Origin of the sequence: Oceanicaulis alexandrii DSM 11625 (assembly GCF_000420265.1) — a bacterium.
GTDB lineage: Bacteria > Pseudomonadota > Alphaproteobacteria > Caulobacterales > Maricaulaceae > Oceanicaulis > Oceanicaulis alexandrii.
The window spans coordinates 2,594,628-2,621,375 of sequence record NZ_ATUP01000001.1 but is presented as its reverse complement, the minus strand read 5'-3'; the positions used below and the strand labels follow the sequence as shown (position 1 = coordinate 2,621,375).

Below are 26,748 nucleotides of genomic sequence, written 5' to 3'. Positions count from 1 at the left end.
AAAGTGACAGAGATAACAGATACCTAACCGAAGCCAGATATCCAACCTCCACACCTTGAAGAGAAACTAACAAGCTAAACAGCTCTAAGTGAATGGCATCGCCCAATGGGCTGTTCCACTCGCAGAAAGCCGCCGCCTGCGCTTCTCTTTCCAAAAACCAACAATGTCAAAGAGCCGGCCAAATCATCCAGGCCGCAGCCCGGAAACCTGACCGCCGAACCGCCTCACGAAAGAAGCTACCCGGCTGAAGGAGCGCGGTTTCTAGTGAAACCCAAACCTTCCGTCAACCCCTCATGTGCAGCGCCGAAACGCCAAACCCGAGGGCCAACCAAGGAGCGCGGTTTCTATAAGAACCAAACTACCCGGTCAACTCCAAATCTCAGAAGTTCTGCAGTCGGTTAGGCCAGCTGAAAACGACACGAAAGCATCGGTTCCAGCGAAGCGGCTTCGCCGGTTTTTGAACTCCTTCCTTTCGGAGAGGCTCAGCAGTATGGGCCAGTTCGCTGCGGCCGGCAAGATCAATCTTCAGAAGATTTTCACTGGCCGGCTGCGAGGTCGTGTGCCCGCCGCCGAGGTCGTGGGGTGTATCCCCGCCTCCTGACGGGCGCAACCCTTGTGAGCGGTTTTTGTGCATCTTTGTGCAGACGCGGCGACAGTCCGCCTTTCGGCTCAAGCGCCGCCCAGACCGCCTGATGATGCGCCATGGCCAAAACCCACCAGACGGCGTGATCAGGCCCCTTCTATATAGGCCTTCAGGCTTTCGGCCTCCGCTTCGGTCTGGGCGATCTTGCGCTTGACCACATCACCGATCGAGACCACGCCCTGCATGTCAGAGCCTTGCATGATGATGATATGGCGCACCCGCTTCTCCGTCATCAGGGACAAAAGCGTATCGACCGTATCTGACGGGCCAGCCGTAATCAGACCCGTGCTCATCACGGAGCTGACAGGTTCAATGAGCGCAGATGCGCCTGACTGGGCGACGGCCCGGGCAAGATCGCGTTCGGAAAACACGCCGACCGGCTCCTGGTCCGCTCCCGTCACGATCACGGCGCCCACCTTGTATTGGGTGAGCGCTGCAGCGGCCTCTTGCAAGCTCTGCGTCGGGCGGACGGTGAAGACCGTCGCCCCCTTGTCGTCCAGAATACGCGCAGCGGTCATGGCGACCTCCCTGACTTCTTGTCATGAGAGTATAATCGTAAGACGGCTCGCCCTTCAAACGCTCTGCTTGAGCGACGCCGCTTTCAGACGGTCGGCCGGACACGCAAATAACGCACGAACGCCGGATAGGCGGCCATCCCCACCAGAAGCCCGCCCACATGCCCTGCCCAGGCGAGTGGCACGGGGAATACCAGGCCTGCGAGGGCGATCGCCAGGTTGATCAAGAACCAGGGCACGGCGAGCCGGAGCATGCCGGCGCGCCCGCCCCTCATCCAGCCGGCCGCCGCCAGCAACCCAGAGATCGCGGTTGAAGAGCCCGCCATCATGGAAGGCGCGTTCATATGCGTCAGCTGATGCAGCACAGCGCCGCCAACCGCGCAGGCGAAAAAGAAGGCCAGAAAGCCCAGATCGCCGCGCAAGCCCGGTCCGAACGGCGCGCGTGACACTGCGCCGAACGCCGCGAGCGCGCCCAGATTGATCAGGAGATGCGCCCAGCCGAAATGCACGAAGACGTGCAGTACATAAGGGCTGAGGCCGAAACCGGGCGCCGGGGGAAAGGCCTCTGCGGTCGCGCCGGTGCGCAAGGTTCCCGCCCAATAGATGAGACCATGGGCCAGCCCGCCCTGCCCCGCCGCCATCGAATCAGCGATCTGAACGCCCAGCATCACCGCGCCCAGCACCAGAACGACGCCGGGAAACGCATTGAACAAGGGTTCGCGCGATTGCGGTTCCGGCCGGGGCGGCGGGTCAATACCGGACGGGTCGTCTTCGGAGTGCGGCGGAGGCATGGCGCTCATGGCGAATTTCCCTGGCAGGCGATCAGTCTGGCACGGCCATTGCAGCCTGAAACGCAAACCGTCTTCAAAGAGGACACTTAAGGCATGACCCGTCAGCTTAAAGTCTGGCTCTGCGCTTCCGGCGCCGCGATTTTTGCAGCCTCCGCCGCCCTGGCGCAGTCCACCGCTCCCAATCCGTCCGAATGGACGCGGCCCTATGGTCAGGCCTATGGCGCGGAAAACCAAGCCTATGTCGGCGCCCGCCGCGGCGGCAACCGGGTCGTGCTGAACGGCGTCATCCAGACCGGCGTCGGCGTCTCTGCCCAGGCCAGCGCCCTCGCCCAGAGCTCGGCCGGCGTCGGACTGAACACGCAAAACCAGTCAGGCCTGTTCGCCTCCGCTGGCGCCAGCGCCGTCGGCAACCAGCTCAATGTGGTGGTGAACGGCAATTACAACACGGTGGTGGTGAACAACCGCCAGACCAATACCGGCGACATCACCGCCAATGCGGGCGCCGTAGCCGCGACCGCAAATTCTCAGTCCACCCAAGGAGCGTCCGCCAATGATCGTTAAGCGCCTCCTCGCCGCTGCCGTGTCCGCTCTGACGCTTACAGCCTGCGCCACCTCGACGCCGGGGTCTGACGGGCTGTACGCCACGCCGACCGGCAGCGCGCCGGTGACCCCGAACCCGACGCCTTATTCCGATGCGCTTGTGTGTCTGTCCGGATATGCGCGCCAGCATGGCCAGGCCGCGCCGCGCGTCGCTGTGGGCCGGATCGCGGACTATACCGGCCAGATGAACCCTGAAGGCGGCACCCGCGTCACCCAGGGCGCGTCCCTGATGGCGATCAGCGCCTTTGCGAAAGCGGGCGCACGGCTTGTGGAGCGTTTTGACACGTCGGTCGCCGAGCTCGAGCTGCGCTACGCCAACAACCAGCTGATCGGCGACGCCGCCGAGCAGGACGGCTATCGCCAGATCTACGCCGGCTCGATTCCCGGCTCTGACTATTATCTTGTGGGCGGGATCACCGAGCTGAACGCCAATATCCGCTCGAACGGGCAGGATATTCTGGCGGGCGACAGCGTTGATTCCAGCCCGTCAGGCGTCTTCTCGCGCCGCATGTATGTGATGAATGTGGGTCTCGACCTGCGCCTCATCGATTCGCGCACGTTGGAAGTGGTGGACGTCGTCTCCTACCAGAAGCAGATCATCGGCCGCGAATTGTCCGCCGGCGTCTTCGCCTTCTTTGGCGATGTGGTGCTGGACGCCTCGGCCGGCGGTCGCTCGCTCGAGCCGATCCAGCTGGCCGTGCGTTCGGTCGTCGAGCGCGCCGTGCTGGAGATTTCCTCCCAGCTTTACCAGGTCGCGCCAGAGCAGGTCTGCTCCTTCAACGACCCGATCGGCCCGTCCAACATTACCGGCGGCGTTCAGTTGAACACCGCTTACGCCCCCACGGAGGCTCCTTATGTCCAGGCTCGCACGAGTGTTAATCGCGGGCACCAGCGCCGCGACTCTGATATCCGCAGCCAGCTTCGCGGAACCTATCAATAAGGTCGAGCTCGACCAGGACCAGACGGGCCCTGTCTCAAGTGAAGACAATCAGAGTGCGGACGGCGTGCGGGACATGATCTCCACGGCTGTCGCGCAGGGCAATTCCGGCACGGGCGCGCTCTCTGGCGACAGCGAAATCTCGGGCGTGCAAAATTTCGACGGCTCGGTCAGCGCCAGCTCGCTTCTGAGCGCGAACGGGGTGTGGGCCAGCGTCATCAGCACCGCCACCGCTCAGGGCAACGCCCTGACGGCGGGTGTCGAGGATGGCGCCCTGGCGATGGATCTTGAGCAGACCGCCCAAGCCGGACAGGTCAGCGCGCTGTCACGCCTGCGCATATCTGACTATGCCGCTCACACCGTGCAAACCGCTTCGAGCGCCGTCAATGCGATCCAGACGAGCGCGGAAGGCGGTAAGACCTTGTCGATTCGCCAGGCGAGCGCGGCGGACTCAAGCGCTGACGCGCGCGTGGAAGCCGCAGGCGCCGAGATCGAAACCAGCGTCGTCGGCGCAGTCGCAGCAGGCAACAGCCTGCTCTCCACCGCCGAGGACGAGGATTCGGTGCTGACGCTGGATCAGTCCCAATCGGGGTCAACGACCTCAACCGCTTACGCCGAGATCGGCAATGCCGACTATGGCGTCACGGCGGCCTCGCAAGCTGCGGGCAACACCGCCACCTTCCAGAACGATTATGGCGACAGCCAGGTGGGCGGCGTCCAGTCCAATTCCGGCGATGTGCGCTCTGAAACCGTCATTCTGGCAGGCGAATTCGCCAATGGTTATGCGACAGGCTCCGCCAACGCCGTGGGCAACTCGGTCCTGACCTCCACCATCGGCGCGAACACCTATTCCGGCGTCCAGCAAACCAATTCCGGCGATGTGATCGCCAACGTGTCCATGGTGGGCGGTTATGATGGCGGCTCGGGCGCAGGCCTGGGCTCTGTTCTGAACGCCACCGCAATCGGCAATGCGCAATCGGCCTATGTCTGCGCCAGCTGCCCGGTGGGCGTGACGGGTGAGATCAACCAGATCAATTCCGGCGCCGTCACCGCCAGCGCCGTCACGGTGCACAACGGCCAGGTGCGCACGGTCACAAGCTCGGCCACAGCAGTGGGCAACGCCGCGACCTTCGCGACGCAGACCCGCGGCAACTAAGCCACACAGAATACCCACCCAACTGACTGGCCGCCTCATCTCTGAGGCGGCTTTTTCTTGTTCAGTGTCAGGGCGCCCGGCTTCGACGCACAAAAAACCCCGAAGGCGGAACCTTCGGGGTTTGTCTGTCACAAAGACCGGAGACTTAGTGGTATCCGCCCACGCCGCCATCGAGCATCAGGGTCATCGAGCTGCGCTCATACCGTTCGCTGCGGCGTTCGACAGTCTCGGTGTAATGTTCTTCATAGCGATACCAGATCAGCTTCACGCCCGGGCCGTGCAGGCGCAGAAGCGAGCGCTCATTACAGTTGCGGCGATGTTCCTGCGGCGCGCAGAACAGCTCGCCGCCGCGGCCATAGCGCAGCGCTTCGCCTTTCTGACACTGGATGGAGACGCCGTCGAAACGGTCCTCGCCATCTTCGCGCCATCCCAAAGTCGCCTGAAGCGCGGTGCCCGCGACGCAGCGGAAGATCTCGCCGTCAAAGTCAGGCGTCACGCGCTCATCAGGGTCCGGACGCGAAGCAGGATGCGGATTGCCGCTATCGTCCATGCAATAGGCGCGGACCAGCCGCCATTCCTCGACCCAGCGCGAGCGCTCTTCTTCATAGCTCTCGTATTCGCTTTCACCGGCCAGGCGCAGGCCTGAAACCATGCTCGCGGCCGGGGCCGTGCCGCGGCCGAAATATCCGCCGCCGCCATAATAGATCGTGGCGCCCGAACCTGATGACGCCGTGGCGGTCGCTCCAGCGCTGGCTGTCGCGCTGACATTGACGTTGACGGAGTTGTTCACCGTGACGCCGCCCACATGAACGCTAGGCGCGCCGATATTGATGCTGGGCGTGCCGATCACAGGCCCGCCCGGATGGGTGCAACACGGAGGCGGCGGAGGCGGCGGGGCGCAACACGGGTCCCCGGCGCCAGAGCCGGTCAGGGTCACAGCCTGCGCCGGCGCGGTCATCGCCGCGGACGCCAGAAGGCCCGCCGCCAGGGCGGCCAGTGCAGAAGCGTATCGTGTTGAAACGCGCATGGCGGTCTCCGTTCTCATTCCCCGATCCACTTGCAAGACAGAGGCCGAACACGGGCGCCGCATTTCTCAACACGGAAAAACCGCCTGAGACAGAGGTTTGGCAAGCCCCTTGCAATCTGTGCCGTCAAGTTCGGCGCCGCGCCTTTTCAAGGTTCGGAAGAGGGACGCCAGACATGACGAAGGAAGAGGGACGGCGCGTGAAGCACCCCAACACAAAAACTTTGCTGGCCTATTGGGACGCTCGCCGGCGTGGCGAGTCCGCGCCGCAACGCGCTGATATCGCCCCTGAGGATCTGGGTTCGTTACTGGCGAACCTGTTCTTGTTGCGCCGAATGGATCAGGGCCACCATGTGTTCCGGCTTGCAGGGACCGGGCTGTGCCGCATGCACCAGCGCGAATTCCGCGATCAGAACTTTCTCTCGCTTTGGCAGGGCCATGACCGGGCGCATGTCTCGGCGCTCCTGGAAGGCGCGCTGTCTACGCCCGCTCCAGCCAGCCTGGTGACTGAAGCTGTGAGCCTGGACAGCGAGCAGACGCAGGTGGAAATCGCGTTATTGCCGCTAAAGGGGCCGGAAGGCTGGTTGGACCGGGTGCTGGGTCTGTACCAACCTCTGACGCCGAGACCGGCCAATAGCCGCCCTATCGTCAGACACCGGCTGCAGGCTTTGCATCCAGCGCAATGCCCGGATCCGCATTTCTCCGCCTTCACCGCGCCCAGCTTTGAAGCGGTGGGCCTGCGTGTGGCGAACGACAGCTAAACTAGCGAAATATTAAGTCTGCGCGCCCTAGTCTGACGTGTGAGTCGAGGGTGAGATGACGCGACCGGTTGATTTGAGCGCCCGGCTGGACCGCCGGAAAATCAAGATTGCCGCGCGCGGCGCTGAAGAGCGCCGCCGTCATCGTCGTGTGCGCCTGTCTGTGAATGGACGAGGCCTGTCGCCCAGCGCGGGCGAATTCACCTGCACGCTTGTGGACATATCCCCCGGCGGCGCCCGCATCTCCAGCAAAACCCCGCCGGCGAAGGGCGAACGCGTCGTCTTGTTGTTTGACGGCCTGGGACGGCTTGAGGGCGAGGTTCTGCGTGCAGGTCGCTCAGGTTTCATCGTCCGGCTGCAAGGCTCCCAGCGCAAACGTGACCGGTTGGCAGACGCCATCACCTGGCGTTTCAATATGCAACGCTTGGGTCTGGATGAAGACCGCACCGCACCCCGCAAACCAGGCCGCGGACGCGCGAAAATCCGCTTGCGTGACGGGGTGGTGATCCAGGCGGACGTCATTGACGTCTCCATCAGCGGCGCCGCCTTCGCCTGCCTCGAACGCCCCCGTCTGGGAGAGGCCGTTCGTGTGGGCGATATGCAGGGTCATGTCGCACGATGGCTGGACAATGGCTTCGCAGTAGCGTTCGATCCTTCTGCCGACCGGAGTTGAGGGCTCCGGGTGGTTTTTCACAGATCACGCATGACAGCGTCATCTTGAGACACCATATACCGAGGGGAACGGCCCGTTTCTTGCCTCTGAGAGGATGACGCCTCAGGCAATAGGGCCCTTTGGCCGGGAGAATTATTGATGCCGCGCGACGACGGAATCGCCATGTCCTGGTTTGTGAAAGTGGAAGGCCGTGTGTACGGGCCTTACACCGGAGCGCAGATGCGCGCCTTCGTCGGCGAAGGCCGCGTAGCTGCGCATTCCACCGTATCAGAACAACGCGATGGTGAATTTCGCGATGCCCGCGACGTGCCGCAGCTCAAAGCCTGGCTGGATGAAGCCCGGCGCGCGCCGGGCGAACGCCGCCCCGCGCCCAGCGACGCCCGCACCTCCAATTTCGTCATCGTCGCCGACCTCAACTCTGACAGCCGCGGCGGGTTTGAAGCCGCGCTCAAGGATTTCGGGGATGTGGAAGCCATTACGCCCGGTGTCTGGTTGCTGCGCGGCGCTGCAAGCGCGGCACATTTGCGAAATGAGCTGAGCCATTTGCTGGCGCGTGATGACAAACTGCTTGTGGTGGACGCCTCGCGCGACCGCAGCGCCTGGTTCAATCTGGGCCGCACGGCGGATCAACGCATCCGCGACCTGTGGGGTCGCCGCGACTGATCCAAGGACTGCTGCGATTGCTGCACAGTATCGCCGGTGACATCACATCGCTGTCACAGGTCTGTTTTTATGCGTTGTCATGAATGCTGCGGATGCACATCTGTGCCCCAAAGGCTCTGAAGAGCCTGCACAGAAAAGCCATCCAAAGGATTGTTCATGCTCCGCACTCCCCCCCTCCTCGCCCATCTGGGGCTGGCCGCCGGCCTGGCTCTGACCACCGCCACCCCGGCTCTCGCAGGCGGCTTCAAGCTGTCGGAGTATTCGGTCCGGGATCTCGGCATGGCGGACGCCGGCTATGCGGCGCTGGCTGACGATCCCTCAACGATCTGGTCCAACCCCGCAGGCCTGGCGCGTCTGGACGGCTTGCAGGTTCAGGTCGGCGCGCACGCCATTATCGGCCAGGGCGACTTCACAAATGCGGGATCCGTGGATGTGCTGGGGCGCCCGCTGGGCGGCACCGAAGAAAACGATCTGTTCAACGACGCCGTCATTCCCAATTTCTATCTCTCCCGCCGCCTGAATGATCGGGTCGTGCTGGGTCTGGGCGTGACCGCACCCTTCGGTCTGGCGACAGAATACAATCAGGATTCCGTCACCCGCTTTCAAAGCGTGAAAAGCGCGCTGAAAGTCGCCGAGATCAACCCCTCCCTCGGCGTTCAGGTCACAGACCGTTTGTCGCTGGGGTTTGGCGTATCCGCGCAATACTCCGAAGCGACCCTGGCCAGCCATATCGACTTCAGCGCAGTCTGCCTCGGCCAGCTGAGCGCAGCGCAATGCACCGCGACCGGCTTTTTGCCGGGACGCCCCGAAGGCTATTTGCGGGTCACCGGCGATGACTGGGCGTTCGGCTGGAATGTGGGCGCGCTCTATGACCTGACCGAGACCACGCGCATCGGCGTCTCTTACCGCTCCAAAGTGGATCACACTCTGGAAGGCGAGGCCGATTTCGGTGCGCCGGCGAACGCCGCCCTCTTCCAGCCCGCCTTTACCGACACGCCTGGCTCGGCTGAACTCAACCTGCCGGCGGAGCTGGCGGTCAGCGTGGCGCACCAGGTCAATGACCAGCTCTCGCTGAACGCGTCCGTGGCCTACACCTTCTGGGATTTCGAGCGCCTGGTGGTCGAATTTGACAACCCCGCCCAACCGGCAGCAGGCGAGACCCTGGGCTATGACGGCGTGGCGCGCTACGCCATTGGCGGCGAGTATCGCTATAATACGCGTCTGACCTTGCGCGCGGGCCTGGCCTATGACGAAAGCCCGACCGAAGACGAACACCGCACGACGCGCGTGCCCGATTCAGATCGAACCATCGTCGCGCTCGGCGCTTCGTATCAGTTGACGGAAGCCCTGCAGCTCGACGCCGGCTATCAGCACCTGATGTTTGATGACGCGCCGATCAATCATGTGGGTTCCACCGGTGACCGCGTGATCGGCGAGTACGACAATGTCGCCGATATTGTCGGCCTGTCCCTGACCTGGCGCCGCTAGGTTCAAGCCCATCCCTACAATGACGGCGCCGCAGGAGCTCCTGCGGCGCCGTTGTGATTCAGTCTATCCGACCGGTTTCAGCCCCTTGGCGTAGCGCGCGGCGTTATCGGCGTAATGATCGGCGCTGGCCTTGAGCATCTCGGCCACCCCCTCACCAATCTCTTTCACCACCTTGCCCGGCGCGCCCATCACGACCGATCCGTCCGGGATCTCCTTGCCTTCGGTGATCAGGGCGTGTGCGCCAATGATGCAGTTCTTGCCAATCTTGGCGCCGTTGAGAATCGTCGCGCCGATGCCGATCAGCGAGTAATCGCCCACGGTACAGCCATGCAGCATGGCCTTGTGGCCTACGGTGACGCCTTTTCCCAAAGTCAGGGGAAAGCCCATATCGGTGTGCATGACCGAACCGTCCTGCACATTGGACTCTTCGCCGATGGTGATCAGCTCATTGTCGCCGCGCAGCACGGCGCCGAACCAGACTGACGCACGGGGCAAGAGTTTTACACGGCCGATCAACGCCGCATCGGGGGCGACCCAGGCGCCGTCATCACTGATCTCCGGGCTCACATCGTCCAGGCTGTACAGGGTCATTTGGGGCCTCCCCAGGTGTTGCGCCGCAATATATTGCGGTCTGAAAACATATTTATGTCGGCCATGAGACCTATGGACTCATACTTCGTTAGGCGTCCAACATCAGACTGTGCATGCGATTCGAGATCAAGGTTTCGATTCGCTTCGCACGCGCCGCAAGGCGCCGGATGTGTGAAGGAGGTCGCCATGGCGTACGCGCCACCGCAAGCTCAGATGACCCCGCCGCCGTGCGCGTCGGAATCGTCTGTGTCCTCAGCCTCCATCTCCACCGCTTTGATGACCCCTCCGCTGCCGCGTGAGGGGTTTTTTCTTGTCTTCTGGAGGGCCTGACATGGGCAGACGAGCCACCAAACGCCGCCAAGCCGGACAATTCAATGCTGACTCCTACGAGGAAGAGAAAGTTCGCTCGCTCTTTCCTGGAACCAGCTGGTCCCCGGACGACAAGGAGCCGATGCGCGACCAGAGCTATACCAAGAACGTCAAGCCGCGCTCTAAGAATCAGGCCGAGCTCATGGAATCCATTGATTCCCACAATCTGGTGATGGCTCTGGGCCCGGCGGGGACGGGCAAGACCTATCTCGCCGTCGCCAAGGGCGTGGAAGCGCTGGAAAACGGCGAAGTGGGCCGCATCGTCCTGTCGCGTCCTGCCGTGGAGGCAGGCGAATCGATCGGCTTCCTGCCCGGCGCCATGGAAGAGAAACTCGCCCCCTATCTGCGTCCGCTCTATGACGCGCTGGCGGACCGGCTGAGCCCCAAACGCCTGAAAGCGCTGATGGCGGAAGGCCTGATCGAGATCGCCCCGATCGGCTATATGCGCGGCCGCACCCTCAACAACGCTTTCGTGGTGGTCGATGAGGCGCAGAACTGCACCTACGCACAGCTCAAAATGCTGCTGACGCGCCTTGGGTGGAATTCCACCATGGTTGTCACCGGCGACCCGGCGCAAACCGACCTGTTGCCCGAGATGTCAGGGCTCGCAACCATCGCAGACAAGCTCGAAGAAGTTGATCATATCGGGATCATCCGGCTCCAGCAGGAAGACATCGTCCGTCACCCGCTGGTCGCCAGCATGCTGACCGTTCTGTAAGGCCAAACCCGGGAACAAATGAACGGCCTCGCGCTCCGGCGCGGGGCCGTTTCGCGTTCAGGGCTCAACAGCGTCCAGGATCAGCTGAGCGGCCTCGCTCACAGGTCGACGCTCGACTTCCACAACGGCGTTGGCCTGCCGCATCAAATCCGCATCGATTGCGCCCAGGAGCGGCGCCAGTGCGCGGGCGATCGCGGGACGCTGCGCCGCTTCGGCTGACAGCAGGATCACAGCGTCATAAGGCGGCAGCGCGCCAAGCGGGTCCTCAAGCACGACCAGGTCATACGCCAGCACACGTCCGTCAGACGTATAGGCGGTAATCACGTCAACCGCCCCGTTCTGAACCGCGTCATACATGAAGGTGGAATCCATGCTGCGTTGCTCGACGCCCTCCAGACCGTAAAGGCTACGCGTGCGCTCCCATTCAGGGCGTGCGAAAAACTCAGGGTCGGCCCCGATCGACAGCGATGACAAGCGGGCCAAATCTGAAATCGTTTCAAGTTCATTCGCGTCCGCAAACGTGCGGGTGACGGCGAATCCATAGGCGTTCTCAAATCCCAGCCGCCCCAGCGAGACGATTCCCGCATTGTCATACAGCCAGCTCGTCACTGCTGCGTTCATCAGATGCCGGCCTATGGGCGCATCCTCGCCCATGGCGTTGGCCCACAGCGTGCCAGTGTAATCCACATAGACGTCGATCTCACCCGAGCGCAGCGCGTCAAACACCACTGTGGAGCCCAGATTGTCACGGCGTTCCGTCTGGGCGCCCGCCGCGCGGAGCCGGGATTCGATGACTTCGGCGAGGATGTATTGCTCGGTGAAGCTTTTCGCGCCCACCACGACGGGCTGGTCGCTGAGCCCGCTTTCAGCGCGCGCCATCTCTGCGCCCGCTCTGTCATTGGGAGTGCTGTTGATGACACTGGCGGCGCCGAGGGCCAAAGCCGGAACGAGAACCGTGGCGAGCGCCGCCCCGATCGCGCCGCGACGCTCCCCCGATTTCAACGCACGTTCGAAGGCCGCGATCAGCTGGTCCAGCAACAGGGCCAAGCCCGCCGAGCACAGACAGCCGAAAATGACCGCCGCCCAGGTGCGTGTCTGCAGGCCGGAGAAAATGTAATTGCCCAGGCTGGTTGCCCCCACCGGCGTCGCCAGGGTCGCCGCGCCGACAACCCAGACCGTCGCGGTGCGGATTCCCGCAATGATGGCCGGCGCCGCCAGCGGCAGCTCGACCTGCATCAGGCTTTGCGCCGGCGACATCCCGACGCCCCGCGCCGCTTCACGGACTGTGACGTCCACGCCCTGAAGCCCGACAATGGTGTTGCGCAAAATCGGCAGCACGCCATACAGCGTCAGCGCAATGAAAGCGGGCAAAAACCCGATCATCCCGCCCAGCAACGGCACCATCAGCGCCAACAGAGCGAGCGCGGGAATGGTTTGCAGCACGCTCGCCACGCCCAGCGCCGGACGGCCGATGACGGGATTGCGCGCCGCGACGATTCCCACCGGCAAGGACACGATAAGCGCCGTCAGGATCGCAGCGACAGACAGGCGCATATGGCCGCCCAGATAGGCGGGCAGGTTTTCAATCAGGCTGGGTAGAGCGTCAAACATCGTCACGCTCCGCCTCGGCCTTCAGGGCCTGTACGGCGTCCGCTTCATGAAGCGGGCTTTCCAGCATGGTCCTGACAATGGCGTGGCCAGGCGCGTTCAGCAGCGTCCGGGGCCTGCCGGACTGGACGATCTCACCGTCATGCATGACCGCGATCCTGTCCGCCATCAACAGCGCTTCGGCCATGTCATGGGTCACCATGACCGCTGCAAACCCCATCCGCCGCTGCAAGGCGATGAAGTCACGACGCAAGGCGTCGCGCGTAATGGGGTCCAGAGCGCCGAAGGGTTCGTCCATCAAGACGAGGTTTGAGCCCGCCGCCAGCGCGCGCGCGACGCCGACTCGCTGGCGTTGACCGCCCGACAGCGTGCCGGGACGCCGATCGCGGAAAAGCGCCGGGTCCAGCCGAACCAGCTCCAGCACGTCATCCACTCTGTGTGAGATTTTCTGCGGCGCCCAGTCGAGCAGCCTGAGGGTGACGGCGACATTGTCGCCAACGCTCATATGGGGAAACAAGCCGTCGCCCTGCATCACCCAGCCGATCCGGCGCCGCAAGTTTACAGGATCAAGCCCGGCCGCATCTTCGTCTTCAACGAAGACCCGACCGGCGCTCGGCTCCAGCAGGCGGTTGATGCATTTAAGCGTTGTGGTCTTGCCGCAGCCGGACTCGCCGACCAGGGCCACCAGCTCTCCCGCATCCACGTCGAAGCTGACATCGCGGACGGCTTTCACGCCGCCGCGATAGGTTTTTTCAAGCTGGTCGACGCTCAGGATCACGGGAGGTGATATCGCCAGTCAGAGCGACTGATCAGATACCTTCAAGGTCGATGTCGAGGATGACGATCTCGAAGGAGTAAGAGGTTTCGCCCTCTTCGACATTCTTGGACACGACGCCGAGCAATTCGGATTCGATGTAGATTTCCGCGCATTCGTCCGCGCGCTGGCGCAGGCGGACCGCCAGTTTCGGGTTCAGCTTGCTGCGCAGAAAGGTTTCGACTTTTTTCGCTTCAGCAGCGGTAAAAACGGGCGCGGACACGGCACTACCTCTTTTTGATGGATCGATGAGTCAGGCGCACCCTAGCGTTCTCCCCGCTCAGGGCAACACAAAGGGCGCAGGGCTAGCTGTCGTCGCCGTTGGCGGGGAAGGTCTGGTCCATCGTGCGCGACGGCTCTGCGCACCGCCCGCCCACAGGCTTGGCGGGAACGCCCGCCACGGTGCAGCGCGACGGCACGTCAGACAATACGACCGATCCGGCTGCAATCCGCGCTTCCGCGCCGACGGCGATATTGCCCAGCACCTTGGCGCCGGCGCCGATCAGCACGCCATTGCCGATCTTGGGGTGACGGTCGCCGCTATCCGCGCCCGTGCCGCCCAGGGTGACTTCGTGCAGGATCGAGACATTGTCGCCCACCACCGCCGTCTCGCCGATCACCACCGAGGTGGCGTGGTCGATCATGATGCCGCGTCCCAGCTGGGCGGCGGGGTGCACGTCGACGCCAAAGCGCTCCGACATCCGGCTTTGCATATGAAACGCCAGCGTGTCGCGGCCTTCCCGCCAGAGGCGGTGGCTGATGCGATAACACAGAAGGGAGTGGAAGCCCTTGAAATACAAGAAAGGCTGCAGGAGCGACCGGCAGGCCGGATCGCGCTCATCCACGGCCAGCATATCAGCGGCGGCCTGCTCGACCAGATCATGCTCGGCTTCCAGCGCCGCCTTGGCCACATCATGGACCTGCAGGGCGTCGAGCTGGGAATCGCTCATCTTGGCAGCAACCCGGTGCGCCAGCGCTTCGGTCAGGCCGTCATGACGCAGGATCGCCGCGTTCAGGAAACTCGCCAGCATCGGTTCTTCCGCCGCCGCCGAAGCGGCTTCCAGACGCAGCCGGTTCCAGACAGAGCCGGCCAGCGGCGTCTCCGCGAAAGTCTGGGTTTGCGCGATGGTCATGGGCGGCTCCTGTGAGGGTCGCGAGTCAGGGCGTCTCAGGCTTTCTCAAGCCCGGACAGGATGGACCGGGAAAGGGCGGGGTCAAGTGCGCCAAGACGGGCCTTTTCAAACGCAGTCATCAGCATGATCAGAGTGAACCCGTCCCGAATAGCGCCAGAAGTGGCCATGGACAGCGCCTCGCGCAAGGGCAGACGCCGCATCTGCATGTCCGCCTCGCTGCCCTCACGGTCCGGCTCTCCCGCTTCAAGCCCCCAGGCGATAAAGCTGTGGGCGCGCTCATTGGTGATCGAATTTGACACATCAAACTCAATCAGCTCGCACCAGTGAGACGCGCTCAGGCCCGTCTCTTCCGCCAGCTCCCGTTTTGCAGCGCCGAGCGGATCGGCGCCCACTGCGCCGCCGCCCTCGGGCAATTCCCAGGAATAGGCGTCCAGCGCGAAACGATACTGCCCCACCAACACGGTATCGCCATTCGCAAACACGGGCAGCACGCCGATGGCGGCGTTGCTCGGCTCCACAACGCCATAAAGCCCCGGCGCTCCGTCAGGACGCAGCACGTCAAACTCTCGCACCCGCATCCAGGGATTCTCATAGCCCAGACGTTCTTTGAGGATCGTCCAGGGGCCGCGCTTGCGCTCCGTCATGACACAGGCTCCAGCGTATTGACGGCGGGCAGGTCTGGCCGGGCTTCAAATCTCGACAGCAGCACAAACGCCGCCGGCGCGAAGATCAGGGCCAGCAGCGCAGACCCCGCGACGCCGCCAGCGACGGCCGCCGCAAACGGCAGCCAGAAAGCGTCGCCCTGGATCAGCAAGGGCGCGAACCCGCCGATCGTGGTCAGCGTCGTGGCGATGATGTGCCGGGTGGCGTCCACCACGGTCTCACGCACGGCGTCAGCATCTCCCTGGCGGGCCTTGGTGTTGGCCTTCAAAGCCGAGAGCACCACGATGGAGCCGTTGATCGCCAGCCCCACCAACCCCAAAGACCCGACAATGGCGTTAAAGCCCAGCGGCGTTCCGAACATCCACACGCCGAACATGGCGAGCCCCACGGACAGGAAACCGACGCAGAAGATCACGCCCGCATAGCGGAAGGAGTTGAACGCCAGAACCACCGCAGCGACCATCAGGATCAGCAAGGGAATGGCGGTGGACATGAGATTCGCCATCGCCTCGCCCTGGTTTTCCGCTTCACCGCCCAGAACAAGCCGGTATCCCGGCGGCAAAGGCCGACCTTGCGCCTCATAACGCTGCTGGAAGTCCGCGAGCGTGGACGCAGGCAGCACATAGGGAGAGAGATAGCCGTAGATCTCATTCACACGCTCTCCATCCGTGCGCGTGATCACAGACGTCTCAGGCTCAAGAGACACCTCGCCGAGCGCGCCCACAGGGGTCGCGCGGCCGGACCCGTCTGCGGTCGGCACAGGAACAGCGGAGATGAAAGACGCAGAAGCGCGCCGGTCTTGCGGGGCGACGACCCGAACGGGCAATTCTTCAACGCCCTCCAGCACCGATCCCCCGACCACGCCGTCAATATCGGCCCGGACCCGGTCCGCCACATCGCCCAGCCGAACGCCGAACAGGCTGGCGGCCGCTTCATCAACATTCAGGCGCACGATGGGCTCGCCCAGCGCCAGCTCCGCCTGGGTGTAGGTCACGCCCGGCGTCGAGCCCAGAATGCGCCGGATGTCATCGCCCAGCTGATCGAGCACCGCCAGATCCGGGCCAATGACGCCGATGACGATCGGCGCCGGCGCGGGCGGTCCTTGCTCAAACGGCAAGGCGAGGAATTGGTCATTGGGAAACTGCTCGCGGACCTGAGCCTGAAGCGCCTGCACCACGCGGCGCGAGGTCCGGGCGTCGGTCGCGCGGACAAAGCCCTGGGCGAAGTTCGGTCGCCCCTCCTCGGATCCGAACATGTTGTAGTAAACACGCGGGCTGGCTTCGCCGAGCACCCAGACCACATCTTCCACCCCGTCATAAGACAGGATGAGATCGGTCGCCTCCATCACCCGGTCGCGGGTGAGGTCGATCGAACTGGCGGGCGGCAGCACCAGCCGCACCTGGAACATGTCGCGTTCGGTCGGCGGGAAAAACTGCCCCGGCAAAGTGCTGGCGGCGGCGAATCCGGCGATGGGAAAGACGAGCCCCAGAGCCACGCCAAGCCAAGGCTGCGCGATCACCGCGTCCAGAACGCCGCGATACATTCTGGACAACGGGCGGGCGCGCAGGCCATCGCGCCAGAACGGCGCGTTCTCTTCTCCGGCGCGGCCATCGTCAAACCAGGCGGCCATAGCCAGAATGACCGTGAAAGCCAGAACGAAGCTGGCGGCCACGGCGAATATCACCGAAATGCCGATCATGGAGATGAACTCGCCCGCTGTCCCCGGCATCAAGGCGATGGGACCGAACGCGAAAATGGTCGTCAGCGTCGACGCCAGAAGCGGCCCGAACAGAGTCTTGACCGCCTTGTCCACGGCGTCCAGTCGCTCCATCCCGCGAGCACGCAGCAGGCGATAATCATCCACCACCACAATGGCGTTATCGATCAACAATCCCAGCGCGACGACCAGCCCCGTCACCGACATCTGGTGCAAAGGCTCGCCGTAGAAATTGATCAGCACCATCACCAGCAGCACGGTGAGCGGCAGGGCGGACCCGACGATGAAGGCGCTGCGCCAGCCCATCATGAAGAACAAGACGACGAACACGATCAACGCCGAAAAGCCCAGATTGCGCGCCAGCCCGGACAGCCGGTCCACCACATATTCGGACTGGGCCATCAGGATCTCGACCTCGACGCCGGGATTGGCGGCGGCGAACTCGGCCACAACCGCCTGTGCGCGCGCATCCCAGGCGTCCACCTGGAGCTCGGGCTCCAGATAGCCAGCGACGAGGATCGTTCGCCGCCCGTTGAAATAGCTTTCACTGGCGTTGGGGGTGCGCAGGGTGCGCTCTACGCTGGCGATGTCGGACAGGCGCAAAAAGCCTTGCTCGCCTTGCGCCACAGGAACGTCCCGCACCCGGTCGAGCGTTTCGAAGGCGCCGGCGACATCCACATTCACGTCCAGCGCCGGCCCCGCCATACGGCCTGCCGGCGCCTTGGAATCCGATCGCGCGAGCACCCCGGCGATGTCAGCCGCCGTGACCCCCAGCGCCGCCGCGGCTTCAGGGTCCAGCGTCACGCGCACTTCTTCTTCGGGGGCGCCAAAGATGTCGGTTTCATCGGTGCCCGGCACGCTGCGGATACGATCCGCCAAGTCTTCCGCCAATCGGGACAAGACACCGAGACCGGCGTCAGAGTCCTCGGGCCAGCTCAGCGACACCACCAGCGTCGCGGCGCCCATATACTGGCGCTCCACCCGAAGGGGCAGGACGCCGTCAGGCAGGCTGGCTTCTACGGCGGAGACCTGATCACGCACTTTCGTCCAGGCTTGCTCCACCATGGCGGGGCTGAGGTCTTCTCGCACATCCACGCCGATCAGGGCGATATTTGAGCGGATCGTGGAATCCACTTCATCCAGTTCCACGAGCTCCATCAGCGCCGCTTCTATCGGCTCGACGATCAGCGCCTCCATGCGCTCGGCGTCGGCGCCGGGAAAGCTTGCGACCACGACGCCGAAGCGTTCAGTGAGCGACGGGTCTTCCTGGCGCCCCATCACGCCCAGAGCGGCAAGACCAGCTGCGAGTGTGAGGAAAATCGCCAGCAAGGTCAGTCGCGGCAACCGGAAGAACAAGGTGGCCATCTGATCAGCCCTCGCTTACCGGCCGAACAGGCTGTCCGGGCGCCACCCGGTGCACGCCGGTGGTCAGGATGCGCTGGCCATCATCAACCGCGCCGCGCAAATAGACCCGGTCCCCTTCTGAATGAAGGATCTCAACCGGCCGAGGCTCAAGGACATAGTGCTCTCCCGAAGGCGTCAGCGCATAGACGGACCACATGCCGCGACGGCCTTCCGTCAAGGCGCCGGCGGACGCCCAGAACCCACGGTCTTCAAGCGCATGGTCCAGCAGCAGGCGCGCGACGCTCCCGCTCGACACCGTAGCGCTGGCAGGAACGTCAAAGACGGCGCTGACCGTGCGCTCTCGCGTCTCGATCACCTGAGTGATGGCGCGCAGGGTTACGGACAGGCGCTCACCTGAATTGAGTTCAACTTCATAGGCCTCGCCCACGCGTAGTCGGGACGCATCGGCAGACGGCAAACCGACGCGCAGTTCCAGCGCGGCGCTCTCTACGAGCGTCAGGACAGGGGCGCCTGCGCCAACCGAAGCGCCTTCATCAAAGCTGCGGTCGGTAATGACGCCCGCGAATGGCGCAGTCAGAGTCGCCAGTTCGATCTGGACACCCAAAGTCTCGTGAACCGCCTGGGTTGACTGGATGCGCGCGCGAGCCGCGTCATAAGAGGCTTGCGCTTCGTCCAGGGATTGGCCGGACACATGCCCGCGCTCAACCAGGCTTTGCTGGCGGTTCAGCGTCACTTCAGCCAAATCAGACTGCGCCTGAGCGACACGGATGTCCGCACGGGCCGCCTGCAGCTGCGCTTGCAAGGCGCGCGTATCCAGCCGCGCCAGGGGCTGCCCCCTCTCGACGCGATCCCCGACATCCACAAGAATCTCGGCGATCTGCCCGCCCGAAGGAAATCCGAGCGCGCTTTGGCGCCGCGCTGTGATCAAGCCGGGAAAAAGCGCCCTGATCCGGGTCTGGTCTTCGTATCGAACAGGCGTGGCGGGAACGGGTATGATTTCAATCTGCCGGGCATCGCCGTCAGCATTGGCGCCTGACCCGCGCAACGCGCTGACGGCGATCACGGCGACAATGACGAACACCGCAATGGCGGCGACTGTCAGCGCGAAACCCTTCCCAGACCCAGATTTCACGCGCGTCATGACGGATATTCCTGTACTATGCGAGATAGCATATAGGACGGCAAACGTCGTTTGAAAAGCAAACAGCGTTCACTTATCCGAACTTTATCAATTTTCCAGCTAGAAGCGCTCCCCGGCGTCCAGGCGATCCACAAGACGGGTCGTGCCCAGGCCGCGCAGGATGACTTCACCGTGGAACCGGATCAAACGGTCCAGCTCGGCGCGCACATACTCATCCGTCAGCTCGTCAGGCGCACGCTCTTCATCGCTGAACACCGGCAATGAGCAGGGAAACTGCGGGATCGCCACCGCCAGCTGGGTCAGACCATGGGCTGAAGCCCAGACGGATTTCGCAGCGAGCTTCAAATCCACCGAACGGAACCAGCCCTGCTCCATGCCTTGCTTGATCATCTGATCGAGAAACTCCGCAGCGGCATAGGCGTAAGTTTCTTCGGGATTGTCGTCGATATCAGGGAAGGACGAGAAGGCCAGCTTGTAGTGACCGGGCTGTTCCAGCCCTGTCTCGACATAGGCGCGAATACAGGCGGTCCCCAGCATCGGGCCGTCATCGACCGCTTCGCTCACCGCTTTCATCCGGTCATGCAGACGCTCGAAAAAGCTTTCACGGATCTCGCGGAACAGGGCTTCCTTGGAATCGAAATACTTGTAGAGCGCCGCCGGCGAGTAATCGATGCGCTCTGCGATGCGGCGCATGGACAGCCCCGCCTCTCCCTCTTCGGTAAAGATCGTTTCGGCAGCATGGATGATCGCATCGCGCACTTTGCGGCGGCGGCGTTCCGCCGGGCTGAGCGCGTCTTCGGTAACGGCGTTGATTGTCAAATCCCCAACTTTCATCGTTCGCCCGACCGGTCCAAGCCTGCATCGGGCAGGCGCCGACTTGATCCGGACGTGCTAGGCTACAACGTATAGCGGCGTTTCACGTATACGGTCAAAATTCACTTACGATCCGAAGGCAGATCATGGCGTCTTTTCCCTCACCCGACTTCCCCAATCCCGGCGACAGTCTGACCGCTCCCGCTCCGAATGCGGAGATGCTGACCCGCCTGGCGCGACGACGCTCGACCCTGGCCAAGGATATGGGCGAACCCGGCCCCAGCGCCGATCAGATCGAAACCCTGATCCGAATCGGCGCGCGCACGCCTGATCACGGCAAGCTCTTCCCCTGGCGTTTCATCGTGTTTGAAGGCGAATCGCGAACCGTGTTCGGTCAAAAGCTCGAGGCGCGCTTTCGCGAAATCGAGCCCGATGCGCCAGCCGAACGACTGGAGCTGGAACGCACGCGCTTCGAACGCGCCCCGCTGGTCATCGCCGTGGTGTCAGACACGGACGAAACTCACAAAATTCCCGAATGGGAACAGATTCTGTCTGCAGGCGCTGTGTGTCAAAACCTGCTGATCGCGGCGGGCGCCATGGGCTTTGGCGCGCAATGGCTGACCGAATGGTACGCGTACGACAAACCCATGAAAGCCGCGCTCGGCCTGCTGCCGGGCGAACGCGTGGCGGGCTTCATCTATGTGGGAACACCCCGGATCGACGCCGCCGAACGCCCCCGCAAAGCCCCGCGCATGAGCCGCTGGGAAGGCTGACCCCTAAAGCTCCAGCACCCGGGCGCCCTCTTCCTCGCCGACGATGACGGCGCGGGCGAGATTGATGAACAGGCCGTGCTCGACCACGCCGGGGATGGCGTTCAGGCGCGCCGCGACCTGTTCGGGATCCGCCAGCGCCTTGCAGGCGCAATCGAGAATGTAATGGCCGCCATCGGTGACGAACGGATCATTGCCATCGCCCCGGCAGCGCAGCTTCACGTCCGGGCGCACCACGCCGGCCGCCGTCAGCGCGTCATAGACTTTCTTGGCGGTGATGGTGAAGCCGAACGGATCCACCTCCACCGGCAGGGCGAACGCGCCCAGCGTCTCCACCAGCTTGGTCTCGTCCACCACGACCACCATCAGGTCAGAGGCGTGGGCGATGATCTTTTCACGCAGCAGGCAACCGCCGCCGCCTTTGATCAGCCGGAAGCGGCCGTCCACCTCGTCTGCGCCGTCCACCGTGATGTCGATCCTGTCGGCCTGATCCACCTCAATCAGCGGCACTCCGGCCTCGCGCGCGACCCGCGCCGTGTTCTCGGACGTGGGCACGCCTTTGACATTGTTCAGCGAGCCGCTTTCCAGCGCCGCGCCCAGCAGCCGCACGAAGATGTCTGCGGTCGAGCCCGAACCCAGGCCCAGCGTCATGCCGTCTTCAATGAATTCAAGCGCCGCTTCGGCAGCCCGGGTTTTGTCTTCGACCGCGCTCATTGATCCACTCCTGACAGCAGCACGAATTTCAGCTCGGTGAATTCTTCAACGCCCCATTTGCCGCCCTCACGGCCGATGCCGGATTCCTTGACGCCGCCGAACGGTGTGGCGGGCGAGCCCACCATAGGCGCGTTGACCCCGATCATGCCGAAATCAAGCGCTTCGGAGATCCGGTGCACCCGGCCCACATCGCGTGTGTAGACATAAGCCGCAAGGCCGTAGGGCGTTGAGTTGGCCAGCTCGATCATCTCGTCCTCAGAGTCCACGCGGTACACTGCGCAGACCGGGCCGAAGATTTCAAAACACGCCAGCTCCAGCTCGAAATCCGTGCCGCCCTCGATCAGGGTCGGCGCATAGAAGGACCCGCCCAGCTCATCCGCCAGCGACTTGCCGCCCGTATGGATGACGGCGCCACGCTCGCGCGCGTTCTCGACCAGCTTGTCGACGCGGGCGACCGCCTCGTCATGGATCAGCGGGCCGACGGTGACGCCTTCGGTCAGCCCGTCGCCCACCTTGATGGCCGAAATGCGCTCTTTCAGCGCCGCGATCAATTTATCCGCGATAGGGGCGTGAGCGATGATCCGGTTCGCCGACACGCAGGTCTGGCCAGACGCGCGGAATTTCGACGCGATGACGCCGTCAGCCGCTTTTTCGATGTCCGCATCATCCATGATCAGGAAAGGCGCGTTGCCGCCCAGCTCCAGCGCCACACGCTTCACCGTGCTCGAAGCCTGCTTCATCAGCAGCTTGCCCACCGGCGTGGAGCCAGTGAAGCCCACCATGCGCACCTTGTCGGACTGGGTGAAGACATCGCCGATGGCCGGGGCGTCGCCGGTAATGACGTTGAAAACGCCGTCCGGAAAACCTGCGCGCTTGGCCAGTTCGGCCAACGCCAGGGCGGACAGCGGCGTTTCCGGCGCGGGTTTCACCACCACGGTGCAGCCGGCCGCCAGCGCCGGAGCGCATTTGCGGGTGATCATGGCCGAGGGGAAGTTCCACGGCGTGATGCAGGCGACAACGCCGATCGGCTGATGGATCGTCCAGCCACGCGAGCCCGGGAACGGGGTCTGGATGGTCTCGCCATGGGACCGCTTGGCCTCTTCAGCCGACCAATCCACAAAGCCTGCGCCATACACCACTTCGCCGCGCGCTTCAGGGAAGGGTTTTCCCATTTCCGCCGTGATCAGATGCCCCAGATCGTCGGCGTGCTCGAGGATCAGGTCATGCCATTTCTTCACCAGCGCCGCCCGCTCAAACACCGAAGTGTTCTTCCAGGTCTTGAAGGCTTCAGCGGCGGCGTCGATCGCGTCTTCCGCACCCTTGGCGCCCACATCGCTCATCTGCGCCAGCACCGACCGGTTTGACGGGCTGGTCACCTCGATCCAGGGCTTCCCCTCGACCCAGGCGCCGTTGATGAAGGACTGGGTCTTGAGCAGAGCCTTGTCCTTGAGGCGGTCTAGAAGCTCGGTCATGGCTATCCCTTCTTGATCTTGTCTTTTTTAGCGGACATGGCGCGTCTGAAACGCGCCGCCCAGCCCTCTTTGTTCATCTGCTTGGCGCGCGACACCGCAAGCGCATCATCGGGCACGCTATCGGTGATCACGCTGCCCGATCCGGTCATCGCGCCCTCGCCAATACTGACCGGCGCCACCAGAGACGAATTGGAGCCAATAAAGGCGCCCGCCCCGATCACCGTCTGGTGCTTGAGAAACCCGTCATAATTACACGTGATCGTGCCCGCGCCGATATTGGCCTTCGCGCCCACGCTCGCATCTCCGATATAGGAAAGGTGGTTCGCTTTTGCGCCCTCTCCCAGCACCGCTTTTTTCACTTCGACGAAATTGCCGACCTTGGCGCCGGCCTTCAGCACAGCCCCCGGACGCAGGCGGGCATAGGGACCAACCTCGCAGCCGCCATGCACTTCAGCGCCTTCCAGGTGGGAATAGGCGCGAATGCGGGCGCCGGATTTCACCACCACGCCCGGCCCGAACACCACATGGGGTTCGATCACCACATCGTTCTCGATCATTGTGTCATGGCTGAAAAAGACGGTTTCGGGCGCGATCAGGGTCACCCCCTCCACCATCGCGCTGTGTCGGGCGCGGGCCTGAAACGCCGCTTCAGCGTCGGCGAGGTCCACGCGCGAGTTCACGCCCAGCACCTCATCCGCATCCGCCTTCACCGCTTTTGCGGGCAGGCCGCGTCCGCGCGCCAGCCCCACAAGATCGGTGAGGTAATACTCGCCGCTGGCGTTCTCATTGGTCACCTCGCCCAACAACTCGAACATGAGTTCGGCGGGCATGGCCAGAACGCCGGAATTGCACAAGCGGACCTTCAGCTCGTCCGCGCTGGCGTCCTTGGCCTCGACAATCGCCTCAAGCCCGCCCTCGGCGTTCTCGATCAGACGGCCATAGCCGCCCGGCGCGTCCGGCTCGAAGCCCAAAACGGACACCGCCGCGCCCTCTCCAAGCGCGTCAAACACGCGCTCAACGGTTTCGGGCTGGATCAGCGGGGTATCAGCGTAGAGCACGATCACATCGCCCTCAAAGCCGGACAGCGCGTCTTGCGCCTGTTGCACGGCATGACCGGTGCCCTGGGGCGGGTCCTGCACAGCGGTCTCCGCACCTGCCGCCTCAGCCTGGGTTTTCACCTCCGGCGCATGCGCGCCCCAGACCACCACTTTCCGGTCCGCCTTCACCGCGTCCGCCAGCGCCAGCGACCAGTCGAGCATGGAGCGGCCCGCAATCGCGTGGAGCGGCTTGGCCATCGCCGATTTCATACGCTTGCCATGGCCGGCGGCGAGGATGATTGCGGCGCGGGGGCGAGAGGACATGAGCCGGGCTCCGTAGTGAGGAATCTGCAGCGTTTTTCACGCCTGAGCGCTATAGCCTATCAAGACAGAAGACGCGACCGCACAGACGCGTCACATTCTCTGATGCCTCTGAAACCCAATGTGAGAGCCCATGCATACCAATCTGAACGGCGCCCGGATCGCCTTTGACCTTGACGGCACGCTGGTGGACACGGCGCCCGATCTGGTGCGGGCGCTCAATGAAAGCGTCGGGCCTTTGGGGTTCGATCCGGTGCCGCTTGAGGATGTGCGCGCCATGGTGGGCCGCGGCGCCCGCGCCCTGATCGAGCGCGCTTTCGAGCGTGAGGGACGCCCGTCGCCGGACGCGGAGCTGGTGACCGACAGGCTGACGGTGTTTCTGGACGCCTATCGCGCAGACATCGCCCGCCATTCACGACCGTTTGCGGGCGTTGAGGCGGCGCTCGATTCGCTGGCGGCGGCGGGGGCGCGGTTGTCGGTCTGCACCAACAAACCGACTCAGCTGGCGATTCCCTTGCTGGACGCGCTGAACATGCGCCACCGATTCGAACGGGTGATCGGACCGGAAGATGCGCCAGCCAAGAAACCGGACGCCTCGCACCTGTTGGTCGCTGTGGGCGGAGAGCCCATCGACCATGCGTGCGTTCTGGTAGGGGATTCAGAACCCGATGCCCTGGCGGCGAAAGCGGCGGGCGCCGGGTCAGTGATATTCGAGGGCGGTTATAGCGAAAAGCCGGCCCGCACGCTGGGTGCGGACCGGCTTTTTGCGGCGTATGGCGTGTTGCCCGACCTGTTGGCCGAGCTGATCGTCACACGCAAAAGCGCTTAGGCGCTGCGGCGCTCGGAAGAACGGTCGTTCGCCGGGCGCGGCATGCCGTTGACCATGTTGGAGCGCACATCGGTGCGCGCCGAACGCATGGCCGGCATGAAGCCGGCTTCGGTCAGTTCAATGTTCACGTCGTAGCCGCGCTCTTTCCAGTATGCTTCGATACGTTCTTTGAGGCGGAGCGCACCTTCACGGGTGCAGAAGTCGTTGGTGGCCATGGGGGAGAAACCTCCTTCAAACACGCGCAGCAGCTCGCGTGCGTAGGGTTCATTATCATTTGGATTTGTTAGCTACAGACTGAGACAGCCCTGTAGCGAGACGCGGGTCTATAAGTGATATTTCTTCTTGACGAAAGTATGACGGGCCACTTTTTCGAAAAAAAATTATGCAACCGAGGAATTTCTGTAACTTAGCAGAAGCCCGGCTGCGCCCGATCTGCATCGAGTCTGCGTTTCCTGCGCCCGCCCGCTTGACCCTATTGAGTCCCCGGCATAAAACCCGCGCCTCTTGAGGGCGATTAGCTCAGCGGTAGAGCACTTCGTTCACACCGAAGGGGTCACAAGTTCGATCCTTGTATCGCCCACCAATATGCCTGAAGAGGCGCGAACCCCGGCTCAACCGAGCCGGGGTTTTTGCTATTCGGCTCAGGGCCTGACCCAGCGCCCGCCCGCAATCAGCAGATAAAGCGCAAACAGGCTCTCCCCCGCCACGGGGACCAGATAGGCCAGCGCGAAGCTGTCATAGGCCTCCGGCGCCAGAAGACGCAGCCCTGTTCCGGTCAGATAGACAAGCCCTGACACGCCGATCAGCCCCGCCAGCCAAACCGGCAACGCACGGGCCCGGATCAGCAGAAGCGCCGTCAGAAGGCAATTCACCCCGAAAAAGGCGAGTCCCAGATCATAGCCGATCGCCTGAACGCCCAGCAGTCCGATCACCTCGGATGAAGGCGCGCCTGCGTCGAGCAGCTGCACGGCGCGCACCTGGAAGAGCAGATTAGCGCTGATGACCATCGCCTGGGCGCCGCGGAACATCAGCGCCGCCAACGCCAGCCCGGCGCCGTACGGAGCGAGCAACCGGTAGAGCAGCACCGCCACCCCCAGATCAGCCATCACCATCAGCGCGTCCGCCACCAGGCTTTGCCTGAGCGGCAGAGCCGAAGCGAGGTTCAAGCCGTCCGCCCCGCCAGCCAACACCGGTCCGCGAAGCAAGACTTCGCTGACCAGTCCCAAGACGATAATGGCGAGATAGAGCACGCCTGCGAAACGCGCAGTCGGTCGGAATGCGAACTCAGGGCTCGCCGGGTGTGTCGCTGACGTCATCAGATTCTCCTAGAGCACCGGCGACAGTAAAGGATCGGGAGCCCTCCGTGGAGATCAGATGCGTCGCCGCGAGCCTGCTCAAAACGCTCAGCGCCATGACGATGGAACA

The 26,748-nt window shown here is 63.5% G+C and carries 27 protein-coding genes and 1 tRNA gene; 11 read left to right on the top strand and 17 right to left on the bottom strand.

Annotated features, from left to right (window positions below):
- Positions 1-729 precede the first annotated feature (729 nt).
- Together G405_RS0112615 and G405_RS0112610 are read right to left on the bottom strand one after the other, a co-directional pair.
- The gene (locus G405_RS0112615; protein ID WP_022701892.1) at positions 730-1,161 is read right to left on the bottom strand and encodes a CBS domain-containing protein; all 432 of its coding nucleotides are present in this window, start codon (positions 1,159-1,161) and stop codon (positions 730-732) included.
- Positions 1,162-1,244: 83 nt separating this feature from the next.
- On the bottom strand, positions 1,245-1,958 hold the full coding sequence (locus G405_RS0112610) for a rhomboid family intramembrane serine protease (RefSeq protein WP_022701891.1): 714 nt from the start codon (positions 1,956-1,958) through the stop codon (positions 1,245-1,247).
- Between the two features lie 84 nt (positions 1,959-2,042).
- Here G405_RS0112610 and hfaA point away from each other — a divergent pair, with 84 nt between their 5' ends.
- Genes hfaA through hfaD form a run of 3 tightly spaced genes read left to right on the top strand, consistent with a single transcriptional unit; the run spans position 2,043 to position 4,642 of the window.
- Positions 2,043-2,510, top strand: coding sequence for a holdfast anchoring protein HfaA (gene hfaA / locus G405_RS16030; protein WP_022701890.1), 468 nt, complete (start codon positions 2,043-2,045; stop codon positions 2,508-2,510).
- Complete coding sequence (gene hfaB / locus G405_RS0112600) at positions 2,500-3,489, top strand: holdfast anchoring protein HfaB (RefSeq protein ID WP_022701889.1); 990 nt, start codon at positions 2,500-2,502, stop codon at positions 3,487-3,489. Before hfaA ends, hfaB begins: the two co-directional genes overlap by 11 nt.
- Positions 3,404-4,642: a holdfast anchor protein HfaD gene (gene hfaD, locus G405_RS0112595; RefSeq protein WP_156861505.1), complete on the top strand. Its 1,239-nt coding sequence runs from the start codon at positions 3,404-3,406 to the stop codon at positions 4,640-4,642. The genes hfaB and hfaD overlap by 86 nt, the downstream gene beginning before the upstream one ends.
- A 145-nt stretch (positions 4,643-4,787) precedes the next feature.
- On the opposite strand, the gene G405_RS0112590 is transcribed toward hfaD, so the two are convergent.
- Complete coding sequence (locus G405_RS0112590; protein ID WP_022701887.1) at positions 4,788-5,669, bottom strand: hypothetical protein; 882 nt, start codon at positions 5,667-5,669, stop codon at positions 4,788-4,790.
- A 173-nt stretch (positions 5,670-5,842) separates the two neighbouring features.
- Between G405_RS0112590 and G405_RS0112585 the strand changes: the two genes are divergently transcribed.
- The 4 genes from G405_RS0112585 to G405_RS0112570 all read left to right on the top strand — a co-directional run bounded on the left by G405_RS0112585 (position 5,843) and on the right by G405_RS0112570 (position 9,248).
- Positions 5,843-6,427: a PAS domain-containing protein gene (locus G405_RS0112585; protein ID WP_022701886.1), complete on the top strand. Its 585-nt coding sequence runs from the start codon at positions 5,843-5,845 to the stop codon at positions 6,425-6,427.
- A 55-nt stretch (positions 6,428-6,482) separates the two neighbouring features.
- Entirely contained in the window at positions 6,483-7,097 is a 615-nt protein-coding gene (locus G405_RS0112580; protein ID WP_022701885.1) for a PilZ domain-containing protein, read from the top strand.
- A 138-nt stretch (positions 7,098-7,235) separates the two neighbouring features.
- Positions 7,236-7,760, top strand: a complete 525-nt coding sequence (locus G405_RS0112575) for a DUF4339 domain-containing protein (protein WP_022701884.1) — start codon at positions 7,236-7,238, stop codon at positions 7,758-7,760.
- A 156-nt stretch (positions 7,761-7,916) separates the two neighbouring features.
- Positions 7,917-9,248: an OmpP1/FadL family transporter gene (locus G405_RS0112570; RefSeq protein WP_022701883.1), complete on the top strand. Its 1,332-nt coding sequence runs from the start codon at positions 7,917-7,919 to the stop codon at positions 9,246-9,248.
- A gap of 63 nt (positions 9,249-9,311) precedes the next feature.
- Here the strand turns inward: G405_RS0112570 and G405_RS0112565 are convergent, their stop codons facing one another.
- Positions 9,312-9,839: a gamma carbonic anhydrase family protein gene (locus tag G405_RS0112565; RefSeq protein WP_022701882.1), complete on the bottom strand. Its 528-nt coding sequence runs from the start codon at positions 9,837-9,839 to the stop codon at positions 9,312-9,314.
- 331 nt (positions 9,840-10,170) lie between these two features.
- On the opposite strand from G405_RS0112565, the gene G405_RS0112560 reads away from it, so the two are divergent.
- Entirely contained in the window at positions 10,171-10,926 is a 756-nt protein-coding gene (locus G405_RS0112560) for a PhoH family protein (protein ID WP_022701881.1), read from the top strand.
- A gap of 57 nt (positions 10,927-10,983) precedes the next feature.
- On the opposite strand, the gene G405_RS0112555 is transcribed toward G405_RS0112560, so the two are convergent.
- The 8 genes from G405_RS0112555 to G405_RS16020 form a co-directional block, all read right to left on the bottom strand.
- Entirely contained in the window at positions 10,984-12,537 is a 1,554-nt protein-coding gene (locus G405_RS0112555; protein WP_022701880.1) for an ABC transporter permease/substrate-binding protein, read from the bottom strand.
- A complete protein-coding gene (locus G405_RS0112550) occupies positions 12,530-13,312 on the bottom strand; it encodes an ATP-binding cassette domain-containing protein (RefSeq protein WP_022701879.1) in 783 nt (260 codons plus the stop codon). Before G405_RS0112550 ends, G405_RS0112555 begins: the two co-directional genes overlap by 8 nt.
- A gap of 31 nt (positions 13,313-13,343) precedes the next feature.
- A complete protein-coding gene (locus G405_RS0112545) occupies positions 13,344-13,571 on the bottom strand; it encodes a DUF3126 family protein (RefSeq protein ID WP_022701878.1) in 228 nt (75 codons plus the stop codon).
- Positions 13,572-13,653: 82 nt separating this feature from the next.
- Positions 13,654-14,481: a serine O-acetyltransferase gene (cysE, locus tag G405_RS0112540; RefSeq protein WP_022701877.1), complete on the bottom strand. Its 828-nt coding sequence runs from the start codon at positions 14,479-14,481 to the stop codon at positions 13,654-13,656.
- Positions 14,482-14,516: 35 nt separating this feature from the next.
- Positions 14,517-15,125 (bottom strand): NUDIX domain-containing protein, encoded by a 609-nt coding sequence (locus G405_RS0112535; protein WP_022701876.1) that lies wholly within the window; start codon positions 15,123-15,125, stop codon positions 14,517-14,519.
- A complete protein-coding gene (locus tag G405_RS16025; RefSeq protein ID WP_022701875.1) occupies positions 15,122-18,226 on the bottom strand; it encodes an efflux RND transporter permease subunit in 3,105 nt (1,034 codons plus the stop codon). Before G405_RS16025 ends, G405_RS0112535 begins: the two co-directional genes overlap by 4 nt.
- Before the next feature lie 4 nt (positions 18,227-18,230).
- A complete protein-coding gene (locus tag G405_RS0112525) occupies positions 18,231-19,367 on the bottom strand; it encodes an efflux RND transporter periplasmic adaptor subunit (protein ID WP_022701874.1) in 1,137 nt (378 codons plus the stop codon).
- Positions 19,368-19,466: 99 nt separating this feature from the next.
- Positions 19,467-20,186, bottom strand: a complete 720-nt coding sequence (locus tag G405_RS16020) for a TetR/AcrR family transcriptional regulator (protein ID WP_022701873.1) — start codon at positions 20,184-20,186, stop codon at positions 19,467-19,469.
- Between the two features lie 140 nt (positions 20,187-20,326).
- Between G405_RS16020 and G405_RS0112515 the strand changes: the two genes are divergently transcribed.
- Complete coding sequence (locus tag G405_RS0112515) at positions 20,327-20,953, top strand: nitroreductase family protein (protein WP_022701872.1); 627 nt, start codon at positions 20,327-20,329, stop codon at positions 20,951-20,953.
- A gap of 3 nt (positions 20,954-20,956) precedes the next feature.
- Here G405_RS0112515 and rpiA read toward each other — a convergent pair whose 3' ends face one another.
- Genes rpiA through glmU form a run of 3 tightly spaced genes read right to left on the bottom strand, consistent with a single transcriptional unit; the run spans position 20,957 to position 24,497 of the window.
- Positions 20,957-21,664 carry a ribose-5-phosphate isomerase RpiA gene (gene rpiA, locus G405_RS0112510; RefSeq protein WP_022701871.1) on the bottom strand — a complete coding sequence of 236 codons (708 nt, stop codon included), beginning with the start codon at positions 21,662-21,664 and terminating at the stop codon, positions 20,957-20,959.
- Positions 21,661-23,136, bottom strand: coding sequence for an NAD-dependent succinate-semialdehyde dehydrogenase (locus G405_RS0112505; RefSeq protein ID WP_022701870.1), 1,476 nt, complete (start codon positions 23,134-23,136; stop codon positions 21,661-21,663). Before G405_RS0112505 ends, rpiA begins: the two co-directional genes overlap by 4 nt.
- 2 nt (positions 23,137-23,138) lie before the next feature.
- Entirely contained in the window at positions 23,139-24,497 is a 1,359-nt protein-coding gene (gene glmU, locus G405_RS0112500) for a bifunctional UDP-N-acetylglucosamine diphosphorylase/glucosamine-1-phosphate N-acetyltransferase GlmU (RefSeq protein ID WP_022701869.1), read from the bottom strand.
- Between the two features lie 130 nt (positions 24,498-24,627).
- Between glmU and G405_RS0112495 the strand changes: the two genes are divergently transcribed.
- On the top strand, positions 24,628-25,323 hold the full coding sequence (locus tag G405_RS0112495) for an HAD hydrolase-like protein (RefSeq protein WP_022701868.1): 696 nt from the start codon (positions 24,628-24,630) through the stop codon (positions 25,321-25,323).
- On the opposite strand, the gene G405_RS0112490 is transcribed toward G405_RS0112495, so the two are convergent.
- Positions 25,320-25,538 (bottom strand): phosphoglycolate phosphatase, encoded by a 219-nt coding sequence (locus G405_RS0112490; protein WP_022701867.1) that lies wholly within the window; start codon positions 25,536-25,538, stop codon positions 25,320-25,322. The two genes, G405_RS0112495 and G405_RS0112490, sit on opposite strands and share 4 nt — an antisense overlap.
- A 293-nt stretch (positions 25,539-25,831) precedes the next feature.
- Between G405_RS0112490 and G405_RS0112485 the strand changes: the two genes are divergently transcribed.
- Positions 25,832-25,906 (top strand) — tRNA-Val (locus tag G405_RS0112485).
- A 58-nt stretch (positions 25,907-25,964) separates the two neighbouring features.
- On the opposite strand, the gene G405_RS0112480 is transcribed toward G405_RS0112485, so the two are convergent.
- Positions 25,965-26,639 (bottom strand): DUF4386 domain-containing protein, encoded by a 675-nt coding sequence (locus tag G405_RS0112480; RefSeq protein ID WP_022701866.1) that lies wholly within the window; start codon positions 26,637-26,639, stop codon positions 25,965-25,967.
- Positions 26,640-26,748 lie beyond the last annotated feature (109 nt).